At 55.8% G+C, this 18,485-nt stretch carries 24 protein-coding genes; 14 read left to right on the top strand and 10 right to left on the bottom strand.

Features of this window, described 5'->3' with window-relative positions; genetic code table 11:
* Positions 1-15 precede the first annotated feature (15 nt).
* The 4 genes from Q5Y71_RS00105 to pilG all read right to left on the bottom strand — a co-directional run bounded on the left by Q5Y71_RS00105 (position 16) and on the right by pilG (position 3,880).
* Positions 16-2,157 carry a methyl-accepting chemotaxis protein gene (locus tag Q5Y71_RS00105; protein WP_306039049.1) on the bottom strand — a complete coding sequence of 714 codons (2,142 nt, stop codon included), beginning with the start codon at positions 2,155-2,157 and terminating at the stop codon, positions 16-18.
* 163 nt (positions 2,158-2,320) lie between these two features.
* On the bottom strand, positions 2,321-2,860 hold the full coding sequence (locus Q5Y71_RS00100; RefSeq protein ID WP_301415829.1) for a chemotaxis protein CheW: 540 nt from the start codon (positions 2,858-2,860) through the stop codon (positions 2,321-2,323).
* Between the two features lie 17 nt (positions 2,861-2,877).
* A complete protein-coding gene (pilH, locus tag Q5Y71_RS00095; RefSeq protein ID WP_306039048.1) occupies positions 2,878-3,240 on the bottom strand; it encodes a twitching motility response regulator PilH in 363 nt (120 codons plus the stop codon).
* A gap of 244 nt (positions 3,241-3,484) precedes the next feature.
* Positions 3,485-3,880: a twitching motility response regulator PilG gene (pilG, locus tag Q5Y71_RS00090; protein ID WP_020413651.1), complete on the bottom strand. Its 396-nt coding sequence runs from the start codon at positions 3,878-3,880 to the stop codon at positions 3,485-3,487.
* Positions 3,881-4,227: 347 nt separating this feature from the next.
* On the opposite strand from pilG, the gene gshB reads away from it, so the two are divergent.
* From gshB to Q5Y71_RS00050, 8 genes are all read left to right on the top strand, one after another.
* On the top strand, positions 4,228-5,184 hold the full coding sequence (gene gshB, locus Q5Y71_RS00085) for a glutathione synthase (RefSeq protein WP_306039046.1): 957 nt from the start codon (positions 4,228-4,230) through the stop codon (positions 5,182-5,184).
* 100 nt (positions 5,185-5,284) lie between these two features.
* On the top strand, positions 5,285-6,193 hold the full coding sequence (locus Q5Y71_RS00080; protein WP_306039045.1) for an energy transducer TonB: 909 nt from the start codon (positions 5,285-5,287) through the stop codon (positions 6,191-6,193).
* Between the two features lie 35 nt (positions 6,194-6,228).
* A complete protein-coding gene (locus tag Q5Y71_RS00075) occupies positions 6,229-6,813 on the top strand; it encodes a YqgE/AlgH family protein (RefSeq protein WP_306039043.1) in 585 nt (194 codons plus the stop codon).
* Positions 6,814-6,845: 32 nt separating this feature from the next.
* Entirely contained in the window at positions 6,846-7,277 is a 432-nt protein-coding gene (gene ruvX / locus Q5Y71_RS00070) for a Holliday junction resolvase RuvX (RefSeq protein WP_306039042.1), read from the top strand.
* Between the two features lie 81 nt (positions 7,278-7,358).
* Entirely contained in the window at positions 7,359-8,276 is a 918-nt protein-coding gene (gene hemC, locus Q5Y71_RS00065) for a hydroxymethylbilane synthase (RefSeq protein ID WP_306039041.1), read from the top strand.
* 13 nt (positions 8,277-8,289) lie between these two features.
* Positions 8,290-9,060, top strand: a complete 771-nt coding sequence (locus Q5Y71_RS00060) for a uroporphyrinogen-III synthase (protein ID WP_306039039.1) — start codon at positions 8,290-8,292, stop codon at positions 9,058-9,060.
* A 119-nt stretch (positions 9,061-9,179) separates the two neighbouring features.
* Positions 9,180-10,538: a uroporphyrinogen-III C-methyltransferase gene (locus tag Q5Y71_RS00055; RefSeq protein WP_306039038.1), complete on the top strand. Its 1,359-nt coding sequence runs from the start codon at positions 9,180-9,182 to the stop codon at positions 10,536-10,538.
* Entirely contained in the window at positions 10,535-11,785 is a 1,251-nt protein-coding gene (locus Q5Y71_RS00050) for a heme biosynthesis HemY N-terminal domain-containing protein (protein ID WP_306039037.1), read from the top strand. The genes Q5Y71_RS00055 and Q5Y71_RS00050 overlap by 4 nt, the downstream gene beginning before the upstream one ends.
* A gap of 26 nt (positions 11,786-11,811) precedes the next feature.
* Here the strand turns inward: Q5Y71_RS00050 and Q5Y71_RS17455 are convergent, their stop codons facing one another.
* From Q5Y71_RS17455 to Q5Y71_RS17450, 3 genes are all read right to left on the bottom strand, one after another.
* Positions 11,812-11,988, bottom strand: coding sequence for a hypothetical protein (locus Q5Y71_RS17455; RefSeq protein WP_371876970.1), 177 nt, complete (start codon positions 11,986-11,988; stop codon positions 11,812-11,814).
* A gap of 146 nt (positions 11,989-12,134) precedes the next feature.
* Positions 12,135-12,383: a pyruvate kinase gene (locus Q5Y71_RS00045; RefSeq protein ID WP_306039035.1), complete on the bottom strand. Its 249-nt coding sequence runs from the start codon at positions 12,381-12,383 to the stop codon at positions 12,135-12,137.
* Between the two features lie 3 nt (positions 12,384-12,386).
* A complete protein-coding gene (locus Q5Y71_RS17450; RefSeq protein ID WP_371876967.1) occupies positions 12,387-12,635 on the bottom strand; it encodes a pyruvate kinase in 249 nt (82 codons plus the stop codon).
* Positions 12,636-12,772: 137 nt separating this feature from the next.
* Between Q5Y71_RS17450 and Q5Y71_RS00040 the strand changes: the two genes are divergently transcribed.
* Positions 12,773-13,246 carry an META domain-containing protein gene (locus Q5Y71_RS00040; RefSeq protein ID WP_306039033.1) on the top strand — a complete coding sequence of 158 codons (474 nt, stop codon included), beginning with the start codon at positions 12,773-12,775 and terminating at the stop codon, positions 13,244-13,246.
* A gap of 62 nt (positions 13,247-13,308) precedes the next feature.
* Entirely contained in the window at positions 13,309-13,803 is a 495-nt protein-coding gene (locus tag Q5Y71_RS00035) for an META domain-containing protein (protein ID WP_306039031.1), read from the top strand.
* Positions 13,804-13,970: 167 nt separating this feature from the next.
* On the opposite strand, the gene smrA is transcribed toward Q5Y71_RS00035, so the two are convergent.
* From smrA to Q5Y71_RS00020, 3 genes are read right to left on the bottom strand one after another with little or no spacing between them, the layout of a single operon-like run.
* A complete protein-coding gene (gene smrA / locus Q5Y71_RS00030) occupies positions 13,971-14,558 on the bottom strand; it encodes a DNA endonuclease SmrA (protein ID WP_306039029.1) in 588 nt (195 codons plus the stop codon).
* 19 nt (positions 14,559-14,577) lie between these two features.
* Positions 14,578-15,441, bottom strand: coding sequence for an NAD(P)-dependent oxidoreductase (locus Q5Y71_RS00025; RefSeq protein WP_301415815.1), 864 nt, complete (start codon positions 15,439-15,441; stop codon positions 14,578-14,580).
* Positions 15,434-15,886: a thioesterase family protein gene (locus Q5Y71_RS00020; protein ID WP_306039026.1), complete on the bottom strand. Its 453-nt coding sequence runs from the start codon at positions 15,884-15,886 to the stop codon at positions 15,434-15,436. The genes Q5Y71_RS00025 and Q5Y71_RS00020 overlap by 8 nt, the downstream gene beginning before the upstream one ends.
* A gap of 297 nt (positions 15,887-16,183) precedes the next feature.
* On the opposite strand from Q5Y71_RS00020, the gene Q5Y71_RS00015 reads away from it, so the two are divergent.
* From Q5Y71_RS00015 to Q5Y71_RS17445, 4 genes are all read left to right on the top strand, one after another.
* Positions 16,184-17,161, top strand: coding sequence for a site-specific integrase (locus Q5Y71_RS00015; RefSeq protein ID WP_306039024.1), 978 nt, complete (start codon positions 16,184-16,186; stop codon positions 17,159-17,161).
* 136 nt (positions 17,162-17,297) lie between these two features.
* Positions 17,298-17,531, top strand: coding sequence for a UPF0175 family protein (locus Q5Y71_RS00010; RefSeq protein ID WP_306039022.1), 234 nt, complete (start codon positions 17,298-17,300; stop codon positions 17,529-17,531).
* 13 nt (positions 17,532-17,544) lie between these two features.
* Complete coding sequence (locus Q5Y71_RS00005) at positions 17,545-18,054, top strand: DUF3368 domain-containing protein (RefSeq protein ID WP_306039021.1); 510 nt, start codon at positions 17,545-17,547, stop codon at positions 18,052-18,054.
* 249 nt (positions 18,055-18,303) lie between these two features.
* The coding region (locus Q5Y71_RS17445) for a SymE family type I addiction module toxin (protein ID WP_371876969.1) at positions 18,304-18,485 on the top strand (182 nt) is incomplete at its 3' end.

The raw sequence follows: 18,485 nt of genomic DNA, 5'->3' as shown, positions 1-18,485 counted from the left end.
AGATTGTCCTTTTAGTCAGGCCAACGCCCGCCCTTCGCGAGCCCCCAAAGCAGCGGGCTCTTCACTTTCGATCGTGAAACTGTCCACATCTATTTCGGGTAATTCCACGTCATACGACTCACTGCTGACTTCGAGGCTTTCCTCCTGGGGCAGTTTGAAGCCGGCAACGGAATCGCGCAGTGCGTTGGCCGTTTGCGCCAGGTTACCAATGGACTGCGCCGTTGCCTGAGTACCTGCCGAGGTCTGGGAGGTAATTTCCTGGATCACGTTCATCGTATTGGAAATATGGCCGGCAGAGGAAGCCTGTTGGCGAGCGGCATTGGAGATGTTCTGAATCAGAGAGGCCAAGTTACCGGATACGTTTTCGATCTCCCCCAGGGCGACACCTGCGTCCTGGGCCAGTCGGGCTCCACGCACCACCTCCGTGGTGGTTTGCTCCATGGAGATGACCGCTTCATTGGTGTCGGACTGAATGGCTTTCACCAGGCCTTCTATTTGTTTAGTTGCAGCGGCAGAGCGCTCCGCCAGTCGCTGTACTTCATCCGCAACCACCGCAAAACCCCGGCCAGCGTCACCGGCCATACTCGCCTGGATGGCGGCGTTTAATGCGAGGATATTGGTCTGGTCAGCAATGTCATTAATCAGGCTTACGATATCGCCAATCTCCTGGGACGACTCCCCCAGCCGTTTAATTCGCTTGGAAGTATCCTGTATCTGCTCACGGATGTTGTCCATCCCCTTGATGGTGTTCTGTACCACCTTGGCCCCGTTACTGGCGATATGTACCGAGCGCTCTGCCACCTGAGCAGATTCGGAGGCGTTGGCAGACACCTGGTCAATGGTAACCGCCATTTCATTCACCGCAGCGGAGGCCCCGGCAATTTCCTGCGCCTGATGCTCAGAGGCCTCGGCGAGGTGCAAAGCGGTCTGCTGGGTTTCCTGGGACAGGCCGGACACTTCCTGAGCGGCGCCGTTGATCCGCGATACCAGCACGCGCAACTGGTCAATAGTAAAGTTGATAGAGTCAGCAATCGCACCGGTAAAGGCTTCGGTTACTGTGGCAGAAGTGGTCAAATCCCCATCGGCAAGATCCGCCAATTCGTCCAATAGTTGCATAATGGCCTGCTGGTTGCGCTCGTTGGTATCCGCTTCCTGCAGCAGATTGCGGCGTGTACCGGAGATGACCATTCCCATCATGACGAAAATCAGCAATACAAAGGCCGCTGCCAGAATCGTAATGGTCATATTGTTTGGCTGGCGCTCATTCGAGAGATTCACGATGCGGTCATTCAGCACGCTCAGGGCTTCGAGTAACTGCGGTGAGGAGGCGATAATGCCATCGGAGGCCTGGCGCGTGGCAAACAGAGCCGGGGTCGCCTCAAAGATTTCCCGTACCGAAGAGCTTACAAACTCAAACAATTCCGTAATTTCATCCAGGGAGCGGCGCGCTTCATCGTCGGTAACCTGGGAAATACCCATCACCACATCACCACTTTTCATACCGTCTACGACCTTACCAAAAAGACTCGCATCGGTATTGAACTGGTCCGCAGCGGCTTCAGCGTCATTGCCACCCTGCAACATCTTGTCGATATTCCCGCCTATCCGTTCCGCGCGCCAAACTTGTAGCAGTGCCTGCTCCACCTGATTGGCCGGGGCGTTGTTAGCCAGCAGGATCTCAACAATATTGTTGTGTTCCGCCTGCAATTCGGGAAGAGAGGCGCTCAGCGTGGTGGCAACGTCATTCAGGAAGATAATGGTTTCCTTGTTGCCGAGAATGGTGTCCACCTGCTCTCGTAACTTGCGCCACACCTGCCCATAGGCAGCCAGCTCAGCTTCGAGTGTGCGGCGGCTACCTGTATCCATTTGCTGCAACTGGTTCCAGGCGTTGGCCATCTGCCCGGACACTTTCTCTAGCTCGACAAACGCTTCCTCATCACCTGAGGTAGCGGCCGGTGCATAGGAAACCACCTGATAAGAGAGTGCGCGCAATTCCGCCACTTGCTGCAGGTATTCTTTATCGCGGTCGCTGCGGGTCTGTACCAGATAGATACTGACGACCAGTCCCGCCAGTACGGCGAGTACCAGCAGGCCCAAACCCAACGCGGCAGGGTTACTGCGCAACGCGGAAAAGGAACTCTGGGAGCCTGTTTTCATAGTTCACTCCTAGCGGGCCCGGGTATCAGGCCAGATTAGTACCACTTGACTTCTAACACATTTACAACAACCGCCTGCAGCCGGTGCCCATCACTGCACCGCCCGCTGACCATTCCCGGCACTGTCAATAAAGTGAGGCGCCGGCAAACTGAGCTTGGATTCTCTATTGAAGGGCTACATCCATAAAACGGCCATCTTTGAGCAGGGCCCGCATATCGAACACCAGCCATCGGTCCCTCTGCAAAATAAACTGGCCCTGCACCATGGGTGCAAATGACTCAATCAAATCCGTTGGCGCTTCCCGGGCATATTCATACGCCAGGTGTTGCATTCCGTGCAATCTGTCCACAATCAAACCCACATAGGTTTTTTCGCGTTCAAGCGCCAACACCCGGCGCTGCTGTCGCGGACCGGTAAGATGGCCACCGTAAAAAGCGGCGAGATCAATCAGAGGTAACAGGCGGCCACGTACATTAGATACCCCTTTCACCCAGGGCTGAACGCCCGGGATAAAGGTGTATTGCGGCACTTCGAGCAGTTCCACAACATCATCCATGGAGGCGACGAAATTATGCTCGAGAATGGAGAAACCAACCCCACTCCAGTATGGCTTGATTTCCCGGCGTGCGGGCAGGCCATTGGACTGCGCCCTGGCACGCCGCGCAATATCAATCAGGGCCAAATAAGGTATTGTTGACTGCACACTGAAGCAGCTGGCCGTCAGGCCAACACCTCCCCAATCGCGCTCAATAGCTTGCCCTCGTCCACAGGCTTGGTTAGATAAGCCCTGGCACCCTGGCGCATGCCCCAGACCCGATCTGTGTCCTGATCTTTGGTAGTCACAATAATAATTGGGATGCCCGCGGTACTGCTGTCCTTGCTCAGTTGGCGGGTGGCCTGGAAGCCATTCAGACCGGGCATCACAATATCCATTAAAATAAGATCCGGGCACTGCGCGCGCGCGACATCAACACCGTTTTCGCCGTTGGGGGCTGTGATTACCACGTGTCCGTTTTTTTCCAAAATTGTAGTCAATTTGTGTGTTTCAGTAGGAGAGTCATCCACTATTAATACTTTTGCCATCATTATTCCCCATGACATCTTATAATCGGCTCATCGGCAGCTGAACGACCGCGTTTGACGGTTTGCTTGTTACTTTCTTGTTAGCATGCCCAAGTTTGCACTGGCTATCAGCTGCTTCCCGGCCAACACATTTCCCAGGTCCCCATAAACAAGGGAATATGTACGCAATTCCGAAACAGCCTCTGTCTGTTTTTCAGAGCACCACCTGGTACCGGTCACTCACTTTCTTTGTTAGCTACAACGCTCAGGCTGCGTGATGTGGCTTGGCATGGGCTGAGATCGCACCCAACAATTCACTTTTACTAAACGGTTTGGTTAAATATTGATCGCATCCGACAACACGCCCCTTTGCCTTATCGAACAAACCATCCTTACTCGACAACATAACGACAGGAGTAGAGCGAAATTCACTGTTATTTTTAATCAGGGCACAGGTTTGATAACCATCTAGGCGCGGCATCATGATATCGACGAAAATAACATCCGGGCGGGAGTCCGCGATTTTCGCCAGCGCATCAAAGCCATCCGTTGCGGTAACGACCGTACAGCCCGCCTTCTGCAGCAGTGTTTCGGCAGTGCGACGAATTGTCTTACTGTCGTCGATCACCATAACAGTCAGACTTTCCCAGTTAAGCTCCATAGTTTTTTTGACTCCCCTGTTTACTTATTGCCGGGCACGCGAAAACGTATTCTTGCACCCTCGGTGAACCACATAGGGGGTCTGGGTGTCTCGCCTAGCCAAAATCGCACACTGGAGGAACTTTTATCACAGAACCCCAGGTTAATCTACCAGACTCGACAAACCCCTGGCGATGCGGTTCAAATTATCACCACTTTGGTCTTGAACCCAGTACAGCGTGTTAAAGTTGCACCCTGGTGAAGCTGCTTTTACCGTATCCACCCTACAAAGTCGGAAGCGGCAGCCTACACTGAGCCACAACCACCACAGCGCGGGGTAGCGCTATCCCGCCAGAAACGGAAACCCCTATGAATTACTCCCTCGGTGTAGTGATGGACCCCATCGCCCAGATCAATGTTAAAAAAGATACAACACTTGCACTGTTACAGGCCGCACAAGACAGTGGTTTCCAGCTGTTTTATTTCGAACAGACCGATCTGTACCTGGATAATGGTCGCGCCACCGGCAGCGGACGGCCACTGCGGGTTTTTGATGACACCGAGCGCTGGTTTGCCCTGGACGAGCCCAGGGAGGTACTTCTAGGGGAGTTGGACACCCTCTTGATGCGTGTCGACCCCCCTTTTGATAACGAATATATCTATTCCACTTACATCCTCGAAGCGGCAGAGCGCGAGGGCACACTGGTCGTCAACAAGCCCCAGTCCCTGCGCGACTGCAACGAAAAAATTTTCGCAACCAGTTTCCCACAGTGCTCCCCGCCAGTACTGGTAAGCCGGGATATGCCCAAGTTGCGGATGTTTCACCAGACACACAGGGACGTTATCTTCAAACCCCTGGACGGTATGGGAGGCGCGGGGGTTTTTCATTGCAAACCCGACGGTGCCAATCTCGGGGCAATACTGGAGATGCTCACCGGACACGGTCGCCGGCAAATTATGGCGCAGCGCTATATCCCAGAAATCAAGGATGGCGACAAACGTATTCTGGTCATTGATGGACAGGCGGTTCCCTATTGTCTTGCACGCATTCCTGTAGGCGGAGAAACCCGTGGCAATCTGGCCGCAGGTGGACGCGGTGAAGCGCGCCCACTAAATGATCGCGATCGGTGGATTGTCGAGCAGGTCGCACCCACACTGAAAGAGAGAGGACTGCTGTTTGTCGGTCTGGACGTCATCGGGGATTACCTCACCGAAATCAATGTCACCAGCCCAACCTGTGTGCGCGAAATCGATGCAGCCTATGACACCAAGATCGGTATGCGACTAATGCACGCGATCACACTTCGCTTGGCACAAACAGGGTAAACTGGAGCGCTTCGAATGCAACCCTGGTCGCTTGCCGATCAGTGGGCCACAGACTACCGGTTAAAGGGCTTGGCGCAACAGATAGTAAAGACCGCACAAGATGAACTCCACCGCCAATACGGCACCATTTGACGCTACCCAGCGCGAGCGCTTTGTATTCTCCCTGTTTCTCGCCGGCGCTATCCACGCCCTGGTTATTTTCGGTGTGGCTTTTACCGCACCCGAGGGCTGGCAGTCATCCCCCACGCTGGAGGTAACCCTGGCCCAGCACCGCTCGGCACAAACACCGGTGGATGCTGACTACCTGGCCCAGCACAACCAGCAGGCCAGCGGCATCGCCGATACTCCCAAAGAGCTGTCCAGCAACCGCCGCGCGGAGTTTGCCGATACACAGATTCACGATGTAAATCCACTGCCGCAGCAACAGACAAAGCGCCCGGCAGACCAGCGGCGCCAGTTGGTCACCACCATTGGCAACAGCCCGCTACAGGCGCCAGAGCTGCCCGCAGAGGACAAGCGCTCTGAAGAAAAGCGCGGCGATGCCCCCAGTGACCTGGACCGAACCAATCCGAAAATTACCAGCCTGCAGGCGCGCCTGGATAAAATCCGGCAAACCATTGCCCAGCGACCAAGGGTGAGGCGCCTCACCTCAGTGGCGACCAAAGCCTCTGCAGACGCGGCTTATCTGCACGAATGGCGACAGAAGGTGGAGGCCGTGGGCAGCGACAACTTTCCCGAGGAAGCTCTGCAGCAACAGATTACCGGCAGCCTGCGAATGATGGTGCGCCTGCTGCCCAGCGGCGCAGTGGAGAAAGTGGTCATACTAGAATCTTCCGGCGAGCGCATTCTCGATGATGCGGCCCAACAGATCATGCATCTCGCGGCACCCTTTGCGCCCTTTCCAGCGCAGATCCGCAAGGAGGTCGACAGACTGGAAATTATACGTACCTGGCGTTTTGAGATGACCGGATTTTCCACCTCTGCAAGTGACCCGCCCAAGCGGGGCTAAACTTGCCTTTCACTTAGCCGACCTAAAATCACGCTATGCCCAGCTCGAACATCGACAGTGACTTGACCCACGGCAGCCTGCGCGGCCAGTTCCTGCTGGCCATGCCCGGCATGGAGGATCCCCGCTTCAAGCAGACCGTAGCGCTGCTTGTGGAACACAGTAATGAGGGGGCCATGGGTATCGTGGTTAATGCCCCCAGCAAGGTCCATTGGAAAGAGGTATTCGAACAGTTGTCCTTGCAAGACTCCAGCCAGCGCGGTGGTGAGGCGGTGCTGCTGGGCGGCCCCATCTCCCCGGAACAGGGCTTTGTCCTGCACGGGGCGGGTATTCAGTTTGACTCAACAACTGAGATCAATGCGGAAATCAGCCTCACCGCCTCCAAGGATATTCTCGAATCCCTCGCCGGCGGGCACGGCCCCGATGACGTACTGCTCGCGCTTGGCTACGCAGGTTGGGAACCCGGGCAACTGGAACAGGAACTGGTTGACAACGCCTGGCTGACGCTGCCGGCAGAACCGGAGATCCTGTTCGCCACGCCAATTGAGAAACGCTGGCAGAATGCTGCCGCGCGCCATGGTATCAATCTGTCCGGTCTCGGCTCACAGACCGGTCACGCTTAGCCAGCGCACACCAACCCAAAAATATCCGCCCCATGAGTAAACCCATTACAGCCCTGGCCTTCGACTTCGGTACCTGCTCCATCGGCCTCGCGTTTGGCCAGAGCCTAACCGCAAGCGCCAGGGAACTGCCCCCCCTGCCGGCAAGGGACGGCAAACCGGATTGGGAAAGCGTGCAGCGTCTTATTGCAGAGTGGCAACCCCACTACCTGCTGGTGGGTCTGCCCCTGAATATGGATGGCAGCGAGAGTGTACTGAGTGCCCGCGCACGCAAATTCGGCCAGCGCCTGCACGGGCGCACCGGGCTGCCGGTGGACTTTATCGACGAGCGCCTCAGTACCCGCGCCGCAAAGGAAGAGGCCCATGGGCGCGGTCACCGCGGCAATTACGCCAGGGATCCGGTGGACTCAATCGCCGCGCGCATTATTCTGGAAGACTGGCTGCGCGCACAGCAGTTTCCAAACTGATATTTCCCTTTGCCTATAAAAGCCACGATATCCCTCCATTTGGTAGAATTGCCCCACCACTCAAACAAATGATCGAACAGAATGCCCATTTCCCGTATCCGCATCGCCACGCGTAAGAGCGCCCTGGCACTCTGGCAGGCCAATTACGTAAAAGACCGCCTGCAAGGGGAGCACCCGGGCCTACAGATTGAACTCTTGCCCCTCACCAGTCGTGGCGATCAAGTTCTGGATATTCCTCTGGCCAAGGTTGGGGGCAAGGGGCTTTTCGTGAAAGAGCTGGAGGTGGCCATGCTGGCGGGTCGCGCGGACATCGCCGTACATTCCATGAAGGATGTCCCGATGGAATTTCCCGCAGGATTGCACCTGCCTGTGATCTGCGCCCGTGAAGATCCCCGCGATGTCTTTGTCAGCAACCGCTACACCAGCCTCGAAGAGCTACCCCAGGGCGCCGTAGTGGGTACCTCAAGCTTGCGACGACAGTGCCAGCTACTGGCGCACCGTCCGGACCTGCGGATCCAATTCCTGCGCGGCAACGTCAATACTCGACTGGGAAAGCTCGATGCAGGGGATTACCACGCCATTATTCTTGCGGCGGCCGGCCTGCTGCGTTTGGGCATGCGTGAGCGCATCCGCAGCTACCTGCCCACCGATACACTGTTACCCGCAGGCGGCCAGGGCGCAGTGGGCATTGAATCCCGCCGTGACAAAGCCCTGGAAGCCCTGCTGCAGCCTCTGCACTGTGCCAAAACCGCCGCGCGCCTCAGTGCCGAGCGCGCACTGGTCAAACACCTCAACGGCAGCTGTCAAGTACCCATCGGCTGCTACGCCGAGTTGCAGAATGAAATTCTTTGGCTGCGCGGCCTGGTGGGCAGCCCGGACGGTTCTACGCTGATACGGGCAGAGTGCCGCGGTGCTGCCATCAATGGAGAGATGCTCGGCACACAATTGGCGAAGCAGCTGTTGGCCGACGGCGCCGACAAAATACTCGCGGCCCTCTGAGATTGATAACGACATGCCAGGTTCACTGTACGGCAAGCGCATACTCACAACACGCCCAACTCACCAGTCCGCCAACTGGTGTGCACAACTGCAGGCAGCTGGCGCGCAAGTCGACAATATCCCCATGCTGGCCATCAAACCTCTCCGGGAGGCCAGTGCACTGCAAGCCATCAAAAGCCGCATTCTCAGTTTTGATCAGGTGCAAGAAGCGATCTTTGTATCCCAGAATGCCGTCCATCACGGTGTGGATTGGCTGGAGGACTACTGGCCGCAATTACCCCAGGGGCCGCACTATTACGCGATTGGCAGCGCAACGGCAAAAGCACTACAGGCGCGTGGTATTCCCTGCGAGCAAAACAGAGGGCACATGACATCCGAAGACCTGCTCACCCTGCCATCCCTGCAACAGGTGACCGGTCACCGTATCCTGATCTTCTGCGGAGTTGGTGGGCGCAGCCTGATTGGCAATACCCTTCGCGCCCGCGGCGCCCGGGTGACCTATTGCGCACTATACCGGCGCACGCTGCCCCCCTGCGCCCCGGATGCACTGGCAAAGTATCCGGCAATCCCGGATGCCATCAGTGTGCACAGTGGTGAATCCCTGGCAAACTTGGCACACTGTATTGTGCAATCCGCGCGAGGGCAATTGCGACACGCTGCGCTAGTCTGCCCCAGTGCGCGGGTCGCCAAACAGGCACGCGCACTGGGTTTCAAGCACCCCCACAGTGCTCAGAATGCCAGTGACAAGGCCATGCTGGCCGCACTGCGCAGCGCTCTGGATTGAATTGCTATCGAATTCTCCGCCGTATTGGGATGAAAGTCTTAAAAGGGCGCCACCCTTCCTATAAAGGTTGGCGCCACTCGCTATAATTTGACGACAATTTCCATCTGCGCTGTTATGCCATGACCGACAAAAAGACCAAGAACAGCCCCCCTGCAAAAACCACCGCGCCCGCCGGTGAGTGTGCCGACAGGGCAGAGCACAAAAGCAACTCCACCAGATCGGCACAGGAAAACCCCGCTGGCAAGAAGTTACCAGACCCCGCCAGCAGGGCCGGAAAAGGGAGCGGTTACTGGTGGTGGCTGGTGTTCTTTCTGCTGCTGATTGCCCTGATTGCCTTTGCCTGGTTCAGTTGGCCGCAGCTGCGCATTCACATCAGCGGCCATCAGCATCTCCCGCCCGCCAACCAGGCTGGACCAACCCAGAGTGCCGCAAATACCCGGCAGCCGGCAGATGCCACCCGTGCGCCCGCAGCCCCGATCGAACAGCCACCGCAAGCAGAGCCCGGGGGGGGACCCGAGCCGGATGGTGCACAATCGCCCTCGCCATCCTCACAACCGGCAGCCCCGACCCCGGACCAGCAAGCCAGCCAGCCTCAACAGGCGGATGCCGACCTGAGCAGCCAGATAGAGTCACAGGCCCGTACTATCGAAGAACTGCAACAACAGCTGGCCGGTTTGCAGCGCAGTATCACTGCCCAGGGCAACCGCTTGAGCGAGTTGGGCAATGTGACCCGAAAGGATTGGCAGCTGGCTGAAGCCAGTTATCTGCTGCGCATGGCCAATCAACGCCTGATACTTGAGGATGACAGCCGTGCCGCTCTGGGACTGGTGGAGGAAGTGGACAGTATCCTGCGAGAAGTGGACCTGCCGGATCTGTATGGTGTGCGCCAGCAGCTGGCCCAAGATATTACCGCGCTCAAGCTGGTGCAAGATGTCGACCGCGAGGGGCTCTTCCTGCGTCTGCGCGCTTTGGAAGGCGCGCTGATCCGCGCCCGAATCCAGCCGGAGTTTGACATGACCCACCCCCAGCCGGAGGGGCAGGAGGAGGAGCCACAACCCGAAGGGGTAACCCAACCCCCCTGGCAGCGGGGCTGGCAGAAATTTATCCGCTTCCTGCGAGATTCAGTGCGTCCCATTGATGGCGATATCAACCCAGTCATGCTCTCTCCACAAAGCGAGGTGCGTTTCCGCCAAACCCTGCGCCTGGATATGGAGCAGGCCCAACTGGCACTGCTGCGCGGCGATACCACGGTATACAAGGATGCCCTGAACAGTGCCCGTGAACTACTGCTCACCTATGGCACGCCCAACCCGCACCGCGACGCCCTCGCCCAGCAACTGGCCGAACTCAGCGAAGAGCGCATCCAGGCGCAGATGCCCAACCTGAATGCCTCACAGGTGGCACTGAACAATTACATTGAGCAACTGCACACAACCTCAGACCAAAGTGACAATACGCAGGGAGAGGGTACCCAGTGAGGAAAATTCTTTTTGCAGCCCTGGTACTGCTGCTACTGGGTGCCCTGTTTCCACAGGTCAGTAACAATTACCCAGGCTTCCTGGTCATTGGGTTTGGCGGCGAGCTCAATAAGGGCTACGAAATGAACCTCTGGTTTGCCTTCGTTGCATTGCTGACAATACTGTTCACCCTGTTCCTGGCGGTCTGGCTGATACTCAGCCTGATTCGCGCGATCAGGGGCAGTGTTGACCGCCTGCGCTTTGGCCGCCAGCGCGTGGCACGCCGGCGTCTCACCAACGGACTGGTGGAATTTATGGAGGGCAACTGGTCTCGCGCTCGGCGTCAACTGTTGAAAAGTGCCCCACGCTCAGAAGCTCCGCTAATCAATTACCTGGCAGCCGCACGCAGTGCTTTTGAACTGGGCTTTCGCGAAGAGGCCAATGAGCTTTTGGCGAAAGCTGAGGCCTGCGGTGAAGAAACCCTTCTCGCCGTGGCCCTAAACCAAGCGCGTATGCAACTGCAGGACAAGCACTATGAACAGTGCATCGCCAGTCTGAAGCGCGCCAAGCAACTGCAACCCAAACACCCGGCTCTGTTACAGCTTCTCAGACAAGCGTACTACCTGCTGGGGGACTGGAGCAGCCTGCGCGAGCTCCTGCCGGAGCTGGAAAAGCACGCCGGTATGAGCGATGACGAGTTACAGCAGCTGGAATTGCAGATCTATCAACATCAGCTGGACGAGGCAGCCAATCGCAACGACAGAGACAGGCTACAGCGTATCTGGCACAGTCTGAACGGACGCTGGCAACGCAATATGTCATTGCGCAGCCGCTACGCGACACTACTTCATCAGGTTGGTGAGGACACCGAAGCGGAGAAACATTTGCGCTGGCTGCTTAACCGGGAATGGAGTGCAGAGCTGGGCGACCTGTACGGCCGCCTGACAGGGGTCAATCCCGCGGCACAGCTTTCCAGCGCCGAGGGCTGGCTCAAAGAGTATGGCGAAAGCGCTGACCTGCTGACTTGCCTCGGCCGTTTGAGCCTGCGCAACGAATTGTGGGGCAGGGCCCAGCAGTATTTTGAAAAGAGTCTGCTGCTGCGCCAGGACCCGGTTACCTCTGCGGAACTGGCGCGCCTGCTCCAGGCACTGGGAGAAAAAGACAAAGCCGCACAACTGTATGAGGAGGGGTTGATGCAGGCTATCAACGATCTGCCACAATTGCCAATGCCCAGCCGGGATACGCCCCTGCTAGGTGCGCACGCCTAATTGCCCGCTCCCACAGCTCCAACCCATTAAGCGCATCGTGACCTTTTTATCTGTACCGAAAAAATTGCTCTCCACAGGATGAGGTACTGTTCAGCACTCCTAATTTCTACGGCCAAATCCCCGCGGCCCACCATAATCGCATCGCTGGACAGGATGAGTTTTTCCAACTGCGTATCACTGAAAACCGCTTCCGCGTGCTCTATCTTGGCGATAATATGCGCAGTGCTTCCCGCCTCTTGCAGCAGTTTACGGGCCCTGTGTATAATAAGAGCATCTCATGGAAAAGAGACGGCGAGATAATCCAGTTGCAATTCTGCAGCCAACTGAATATCCCGGAGATCCTTTTTCGTCAGTGCCGGTGCGGTGAGTCCACCGCCCCGTTTATTGATACCCTTCCTGTCCAACAGCCGATCTCCACCGTTGTAACCACTGCATTGCCATCAATTTTTTTCACCCGCAGGCTGAGGCGTCCATCATCCAATAATAGGCAGTCGCCTACACGGCAGTCCCTGGCCAGCACGGGATAATCCACCGAGACCCTTTCGGCACTGCCACGCTCGATAGGCTGGGTCCAACACAAAGTCCGTCCCGTGTTCATGGTCTACACGCCCATTGGTAATTTTACCGATCCGAATTTTTGGCCCCTGCAAATCTCCCAGCAGGGCAACGTGGCGCCTCTGGCACACGGTCTCTGCCCGAACAAGCTCAGCACGGTGACGGTGGTCCACGGGTCACCATGGGAAAAATTGAGGCGTAACGTATCGACGCCCACCGCAATCAGCTGGCAAAGGGTGTCTGCCCTATCGCTGGCAGGCCCGAACGTGACGACAATTTTTGTGCGTCTGTTCATGCCAAACAGTCTTCTTTGGGTAATTTTCCCCGTCACAATGGAAGCATAGCTTGTCACCCTTATCGACTCGCCGTTGCGCGCAACAACTAAGCTAAGGAAACCGGGGACAGAGTCAGCGATAAAGGAGTCAATCGCCGATGCGCAGGTTGGTGCAACTGTGGTTACTGGGAATCCTGCTGGCTATTGGTGGATGCTTGACAAGCAGTGTGGAAGAAGCCAGGGTCGTCCAGTCGGCAGGTAATATGAGCACAGTCTGCGGTAAGAAGTGGCAACTTGTGCGCCTTCGAATCAATGGCGCAGCCATTTCGATGCAAAGACTTGCAAATTTCACCTTCGTGTGTAACCGCGACGGCAACGTAGTGGGCCGCAGTGGCATCAATACCTATCGTGGCGTATTACAGGTTACCGACAATGGCCAGCTTCTGTGGGATACCTCCAGCTTCGCCTCTACCAAGATGAGCGGTCCAGAGGTACTGTTACAACAGGAAAACACCTACTTGCGTGCACTGGCCGGCACCCGCCAGGCATTCACAAAATCTCGGGGCAAACGCCTGATACTGCGCGATGTATCGGGTGATATCTACATAGAATATGTCAATGTCGGGCCTTGAACACGCGCACAGACAACAGGTGGTTTTCGTGGTTTAATGCTGTAAAAAATAAGAGCGCCTCTATGCCGCAACACTCGAAGCGCCTGCAGCTTATCCTCCCCGTTGCACTCTCCCTTTTATTGTCGGGGTGTATGACCACTGACAATCCAGCACAGGCTCTCGGGCAATCCCCCTGGTCCGCATGCGATCACGCCTGGATTCTTTCAAATATGGTGGATGGCAAGTACACCTACCACTACCAGCTTCTGTGGAGAAAGTTTTGGCGGGACCGCCCCTTCTTTACCTGTGACCGCTTCGGGTATGTGCGTGGCAGTGGCGGTATCAATCCCTATCTGGGCCGATTCTCTCTTGCAGGCCATGGCGAGCTGTCCTGGCCGCTCCCACCGGACATCTCGCGCATGGGCAAAATCTATCCCAGTGATGCGTTGGAAACCGATTACTTGAGGGCACTGCGAAAAACCCGGTTTCTCGAAGTGATGGGCGATCAGTTGATCCTGCGCAACAGCGACAAGTCCACACTACTCGAATTCGATCGCGTCCGGGACACGATGCGCTAAGTTACACTATCGGTTTTGCGCGCGGGCAACAGCCTTCCAAAAAAAAACGACCCAGTGGGTCGTCAATACACAATCGAGAAGTAACAATAAAGAGAAGCAAGCGCATAAGGGGGCCTTGCCCGAGTATCTTAATCGGCAAAAGTAACAAACAAATGACAGGGAAAAGCCTAACGGCGCCGTGAATGTCTTTCCAGGTTTTCCTGCCGCTTGCGTGCGCTTTTGCGCAGCAGCAGGTAGGTGGCACCCATACCACCATGCCACTTCTGGGCACTGTGAAAAGCCAGGACTTCTTCCAATTGGGGCAACCAGTGATTGATACAGCTCTTCAACAGGCCCGGCTGCCTGCGGCCCTCGCCTTTGCCGTGAGTAATCAGAGCACAGCGCACATCTGCCTCGATACAGTCCCGCACGAATTCCACTACGGCAACGCGCGCCATCTCCACGGAGTGGCGGTGTAGATCGAGGCGTGCATCCACCGTGTATTTGCCCAGGCGCAAATTGCGATACACTCCGTTTTGCACCCCGTCACGCTTGAATGCCAGCGGATCCCAGGGGACCACCAGTTCGAGATACTCGCCCGAGAGGGGGTTCATTTCGCACCCGGCCTGGCGAGTGGCGGCAGCGCGGCGCTCCCGCGACACCAATGCCGTGGGCATATCTTCCCTGCGCAGCGCGACACAGCGCTCCTGCACCAAGGGCCTGACACCCCCAAGCTCTCCGAGGGCGTCTTTGAACAGTTGGCTGTCGCTGCTCACACAATACCTCCTGCCGGCTTCAATCGAGAAACAAATCCCGGGTCAAACTGTCCGCGTTGGCCGGATTATGGGCATAGTCAGTGAAATCCCTGACCCCTCGTTCTGCCAGTAATTCTTCATCAATCAATTGGCGCCCTGTGAGTGCGGCGTCTTTTGTGGCCAGTACCTCGTAGGCGGCATCCGCCATAATCGCGGGCTTGCGGCTCTGCTCAAACATCTCGCGGTTGCCCACAGCAAATTCAATAGCAGCGGTGGCCACCAGGGTGCGCGGCCACAGTGTGGCCACACTGACACCGGCCTCGCGCAGCTCCTCCGCCAGGCCCAGGCTCAGGATCGTCATTCCGAATTTTGACAGCGCATAGGGGGCAAAAGGGCCCAGCCATTTGGGCTGAAGATTCAGTGGCGGGCACAGGCTGAGGATATGCGCGCTGCCCGATTTTTTTAAATAGGGCAGCGCCAGGTGTGCAGTCAGGTACACCGCGCGGCTGTTGATGCTCTGCATCAGGTCATAGCGCTTGGGGGGAGTGGAGGCCACGTTGGTCAGGCTGATCGCGCCGGCATTATTGACCACCGCGTCGATACCACCAAACTTATCCGCAGTCTCTACCATCGCTTCCTCTACCCGCTGTGCATCGCGTACATCCACCTGCAGGGCAAGGGCCTTACCCCCGGCATTTTCCACTTCCTGAGCCACCGAGTAGATGGTACCCGGCAGCTTGGGATGGGGCTGTGCGGACTTGGCGGCAATCACGATATTAGCACCGTCGGCAGCACACTTGAGCGCTATGGCGCGCCCTATGCCACGGCTGGCACCCGTGATAAAAATAGTCTTATCCCTCAGGGTCCCTGTGTTCTCAGTCAGGGTAATAAACTCTTCACTCACTTTTCTCAGCCTCCCGGTCAGTCACTGCGGAACCGTAGATTTTCTTGAAGATCGCCGGCATGCGCTTCGGCCTGCCAGTGGACAGCTCGATGCACACCATCCGCCACCGGGCCCGCAATACCTCAGCCCCATCGGCGGCACGAAAGGCCTGAAAGCGGCGAATCACCTTCAGACACCCTTCCACATCAGTTAACCAAGTGCCAAATATCAGTTCATCCCCCTCTCTCGCCGCCAGTATATAATCATACTCACTTTGACGGATGGCCATTCCGCGGTCGAGTTGCTGATAGTTCGTGACATCCAGACCCAGTGCTGTGCTGTGGGCCCAGGCAGTGGCCTCACACCAATGCACATATTCAGCGTTATTAGCATGGTGCAGACCATCAACATGGTGTGCCCCCACAAGCACCCTTCGGACGAAGGGGTTCGGTAAATCCCATTGCACAGGCAACTCCCGACTGACTATCAGCAATTATTTACCGGCCACACGCTTGATCGTAAAGCCCAGGCAGCGAAGACGGTATTCCATTGGCTTGTCCTCTGATTAAAAGAGAACAACGGGGATAAAAAAGGCCCCGGAGGAGACTATGACAGAAATTCCCAGGGAGCCCCTACGAGTGCCAGACAGAATCATCTCATTGATTTTGAGGCACTTTTTAAACCATACCTATCCTCAGTGGTTGCCAGCTAGGTGCAGGTAGAGGCAAAATATTGCACCAAATTTGCACCAAAGGGTAGAGCGGTGGCAACATTTATTCGGCGCGGCAAGACGTGGCGCGCTCAAGTCAGGCTTCGGGGCCAGTCTGCCAGTGCGACCTTTGATTCAAAGAGGCAGGCTCAGGAGTGGGCACAAGATATAGAGTATCAGATCCGACAAGGAACTTATGGAAAGCCCAATGCGGGCACCTTCGGCGATCTGATGAAACGCTTCGCTGAATCTGTATCTCCCAGCCGTGCTGGAGCAAGATGGGAGGCGGTTAGGCTCAAAAAGCTTTTAAAGGACCCCATATCCCAAATCTTTCTATCAGAACTCAAAACTCAGCACTTTGCAGAATTTCGTGACCGGCGCCTTACCACTGTATCATCAGGGGCCGTAAATCGGGAAATCAACCTATTAAGTGCCGTATGCCGTTATGCTTTACGCGAGTGGCACCTGCTGGATCACCATCCAATTCAAGGGCTTGAGCGACCGCGCAATCCACGACCACGAGATCGGCGCATCAATGAACAAGAGATAGATCGGCTCTGTACGGCCCTCGACTGGCGGGAAATGGCTCCCCAAACGTACCGCCAAGAGGTCGCATGGGCTTTTTTGGTGGCCTTAGAGACGGCAATGCGGTTGGGCGAAATACTGGCGTTAACTCGTGATGATCTTGACATACCAGGGCGCTATGTCACTGTGCAGAACTCTAAAAATGGGGATAAACGACATATACCCTTGTCTCGACGGGCAGTAGAGCTGTTTCAAATGGTGGAAGACAGATCTCGGGGCTTTTTGAGGGTTGGGCGGGATATGGCAAGTGCGATGTTTAGGCGTGCCCGGATAGATGTTGAAATTGACGATTTGCGCTTTCACGACACTCGCCACGAGGCGCTGACACGGCTGGCACGTAAATTAGATGTGCTTGACCTTGCGCGGATGGTAGGACACCGTGATCCACGCTCATTGATGATCTATTACAACGCAACAGCCACAGAAATTGCCTCACGCTTGGACTAGCCAATAAGTTTGCACTCACTCACAAGGGGTGTCAGAACAGCCTCTTCTTAGTGGTTGGGGTATACTCGATAGCTCGGCAAGGAACTGCTACACCAGTGGTACCCTTGGAATCGGGCAGCCTTAGCAAGGATGTAGCATGAATATAGAAATCGACGACGCGCTGATGACGAAAATCGGTGTCGACGAAAAGGAAGCGCGTGAGTTGTTGGCTATCGCCCTATACAAGTACAAGCGCATACATGGATCTTTGGCGGGAAAACTGATTGGAGTGTCTGAATTCGACTTCCATAATCTGCTTTCTGAAAAGGGGGAGGCCGTCAACTTCGGTGTGGACGACTTGGTCGACGATATAAAAAATCACGATCTATAAGGATATAAAGAAGATGAACAGGATTGTCGTCAGCGATACCACCGCAATAACCCACCTCGCCAAGATCGGTGCTCTTCACATACTCCAGAAGCTTTACGGCGAGATACTGATCCCTGAAGCCGTTGTGTCAGAGCTGGCACAAGTCAAGCGTGCCCAGCCAGGCGCACTTCAGGTACTCAATTCTCCCTGGATCAAGGTAGTTCCGATCAATAATCAGACAGTGGTTAACAAGTTGACCCGGCATCTGGATCTAGGTGAATCCGAGGCAATAGCCCTTTCTTTGGAGCTGGATGCCGACGTGCTGATTATTGATGAAGTCGCCGGTCGGGCAGTGGCGAAAAAGCTGGTGCACAGCATTATTGGCATGGTTGGCGTTCTGCTGGAGGCAAAGAAGAAAGGTCATGTGACACAGGTGAAGCCTTACTTGGACAAGCTGCGCAGCACTGGCTTCCGATTGGGAGAAGATATTTACAAACTGGCATTGACTCGTGCCGGGGAAGCCCAAAACAAACAGCAGTGGTAAGCACTTTCGGAGCCCACTATGTGGGCTCTAAGCCACTACCGCTCCCCCGAGTCGAAATGAGTAAAAAGCAAAACAACTAATCGAAGAAACACCTTTGCGTTCAACTTAGCAGTTATCTTTGTACCTATGCGAAAGCAGAATTAAATTGTCAATGTAGAAGCTACAGGCTATTGAGATAATTGGCGGACAAATCAACTTATGGTCGCGACAATTTCGTTGACAAACACCGGGCTCATAAGATGAGCCCTCATTCATCAGGGCCTTTGTCCCCTTTACTCTGATTCCGTCCATCATCAACAAGCCATAGATTCTCAGGGCCTTCTGCAAACGGCCTATTGTACACTCAAAGGCCACTGGCTTGAACGGGCCGGTTTTGTGGTGGATACGCCGATCAAGGTCAGAGTTATGGAGCGGTGTTTGGTGTTGACTGC

This window comes from Microbulbifer sp. 2205BS26-8, assembly GCF_030731025.1.
Lineage (GTDB): Bacteria > Pseudomonadota > Gammaproteobacteria > Pseudomonadales > Cellvibrionaceae > Microbulbifer > Microbulbifer spongiae.
The sequence above is the reverse complement of the archived record's forward strand: the minus strand, read 5'-3'. Positions and strand labels throughout refer to the sequence as shown.

Bases quoted from the DNA above. Each gene is read 5' to 3' on its own strand.
- Q5Y71_RS00105 (WP_306039049.1), bottom strand. From the start codon at position 2,157: ATGAAAACAGGCTCCCAGAGTTCCTTTTCCGCGTTGCGCAGTAACCCT.
- pilH (WP_306039048.1), bottom strand. From the start codon at position 3,240: ATGGCAAAAGTATTAATAGTGGATGACTCTCCTACTGAAACACACAAA.
- pilG (WP_020413651.1), bottom strand. From the start codon at position 3,880: ATGGAGCTTAACTGGGAAAGTCTGACTGTTATGGTGATCGACGACAGT.
- gshB (WP_306039046.1), top strand. From the start codon at position 4,228: ATGAATTACTCCCTCGGTGTAGTGATGGACCCCATCGCCCAGATCAAT.
- Q5Y71_RS00080 (WP_306039045.1), top strand. From the start codon at position 5,285: ATGAACTCCACCGCCAATACGGCACCATTTGACGCTACCCAGCGCGAG.
- Q5Y71_RS00075 (WP_306039043.1), top strand. From the start codon at position 6,229: ATGCCCAGCTCGAACATCGACAGTGACTTGACCCACGGCAGCCTGCGC.
- ruvX (WP_306039042.1), top strand. From the start codon at position 6,846: ATGAGTAAACCCATTACAGCCCTGGCCTTCGACTTCGGTACCTGCTCC.
- hemC (WP_306039041.1), top strand. From the start codon at position 7,359: ATGCCCATTTCCCGTATCCGCATCGCCACGCGTAAGAGCGCCCTGGCA.
- Q5Y71_RS00060 (WP_306039039.1), top strand. From the start codon at position 8,290: ATGCCAGGTTCACTGTACGGCAAGCGCATACTCACAACACGCCCAACT.
- Q5Y71_RS00055 (WP_306039038.1), top strand. From the start codon at position 9,180: ATGACCGACAAAAAGACCAAGAACAGCCCCCCTGCAAAAACCACCGCG.
- Q5Y71_RS00045 (WP_306039035.1), bottom strand. From the start codon at position 12,383: ATGAACACGGGACGGACTTTGTGTTGGACCCAGCCTATCGAGCGTGGC.
- Q5Y71_RS17450 (WP_371876967.1), bottom strand. From the start codon at position 12,635: ATGAACAGACGCACAAAAATTGTCGTCACGTTCGGGCCTGCCAGCGAT.
- Q5Y71_RS00040 (WP_306039033.1), top strand. From the start codon at position 12,773: ATGCGCAGGTTGGTGCAACTGTGGTTACTGGGAATCCTGCTGGCTATT.
- Q5Y71_RS00035 (WP_306039031.1), top strand. From the start codon at position 13,309: ATGCCGCAACACTCGAAGCGCCTGCAGCTTATCCTCCCCGTTGCACTC.
- Q5Y71_RS00010 (WP_306039022.1), top strand. From the start codon at position 17,298: ATGAATATAGAAATCGACGACGCGCTGATGACGAAAATCGGTGTCGAC.
- Q5Y71_RS00005 (WP_306039021.1), top strand. From the start codon at position 17,545: ATGAACAGGATTGTCGTCAGCGATACCACCGCAATAACCCACCTCGCC.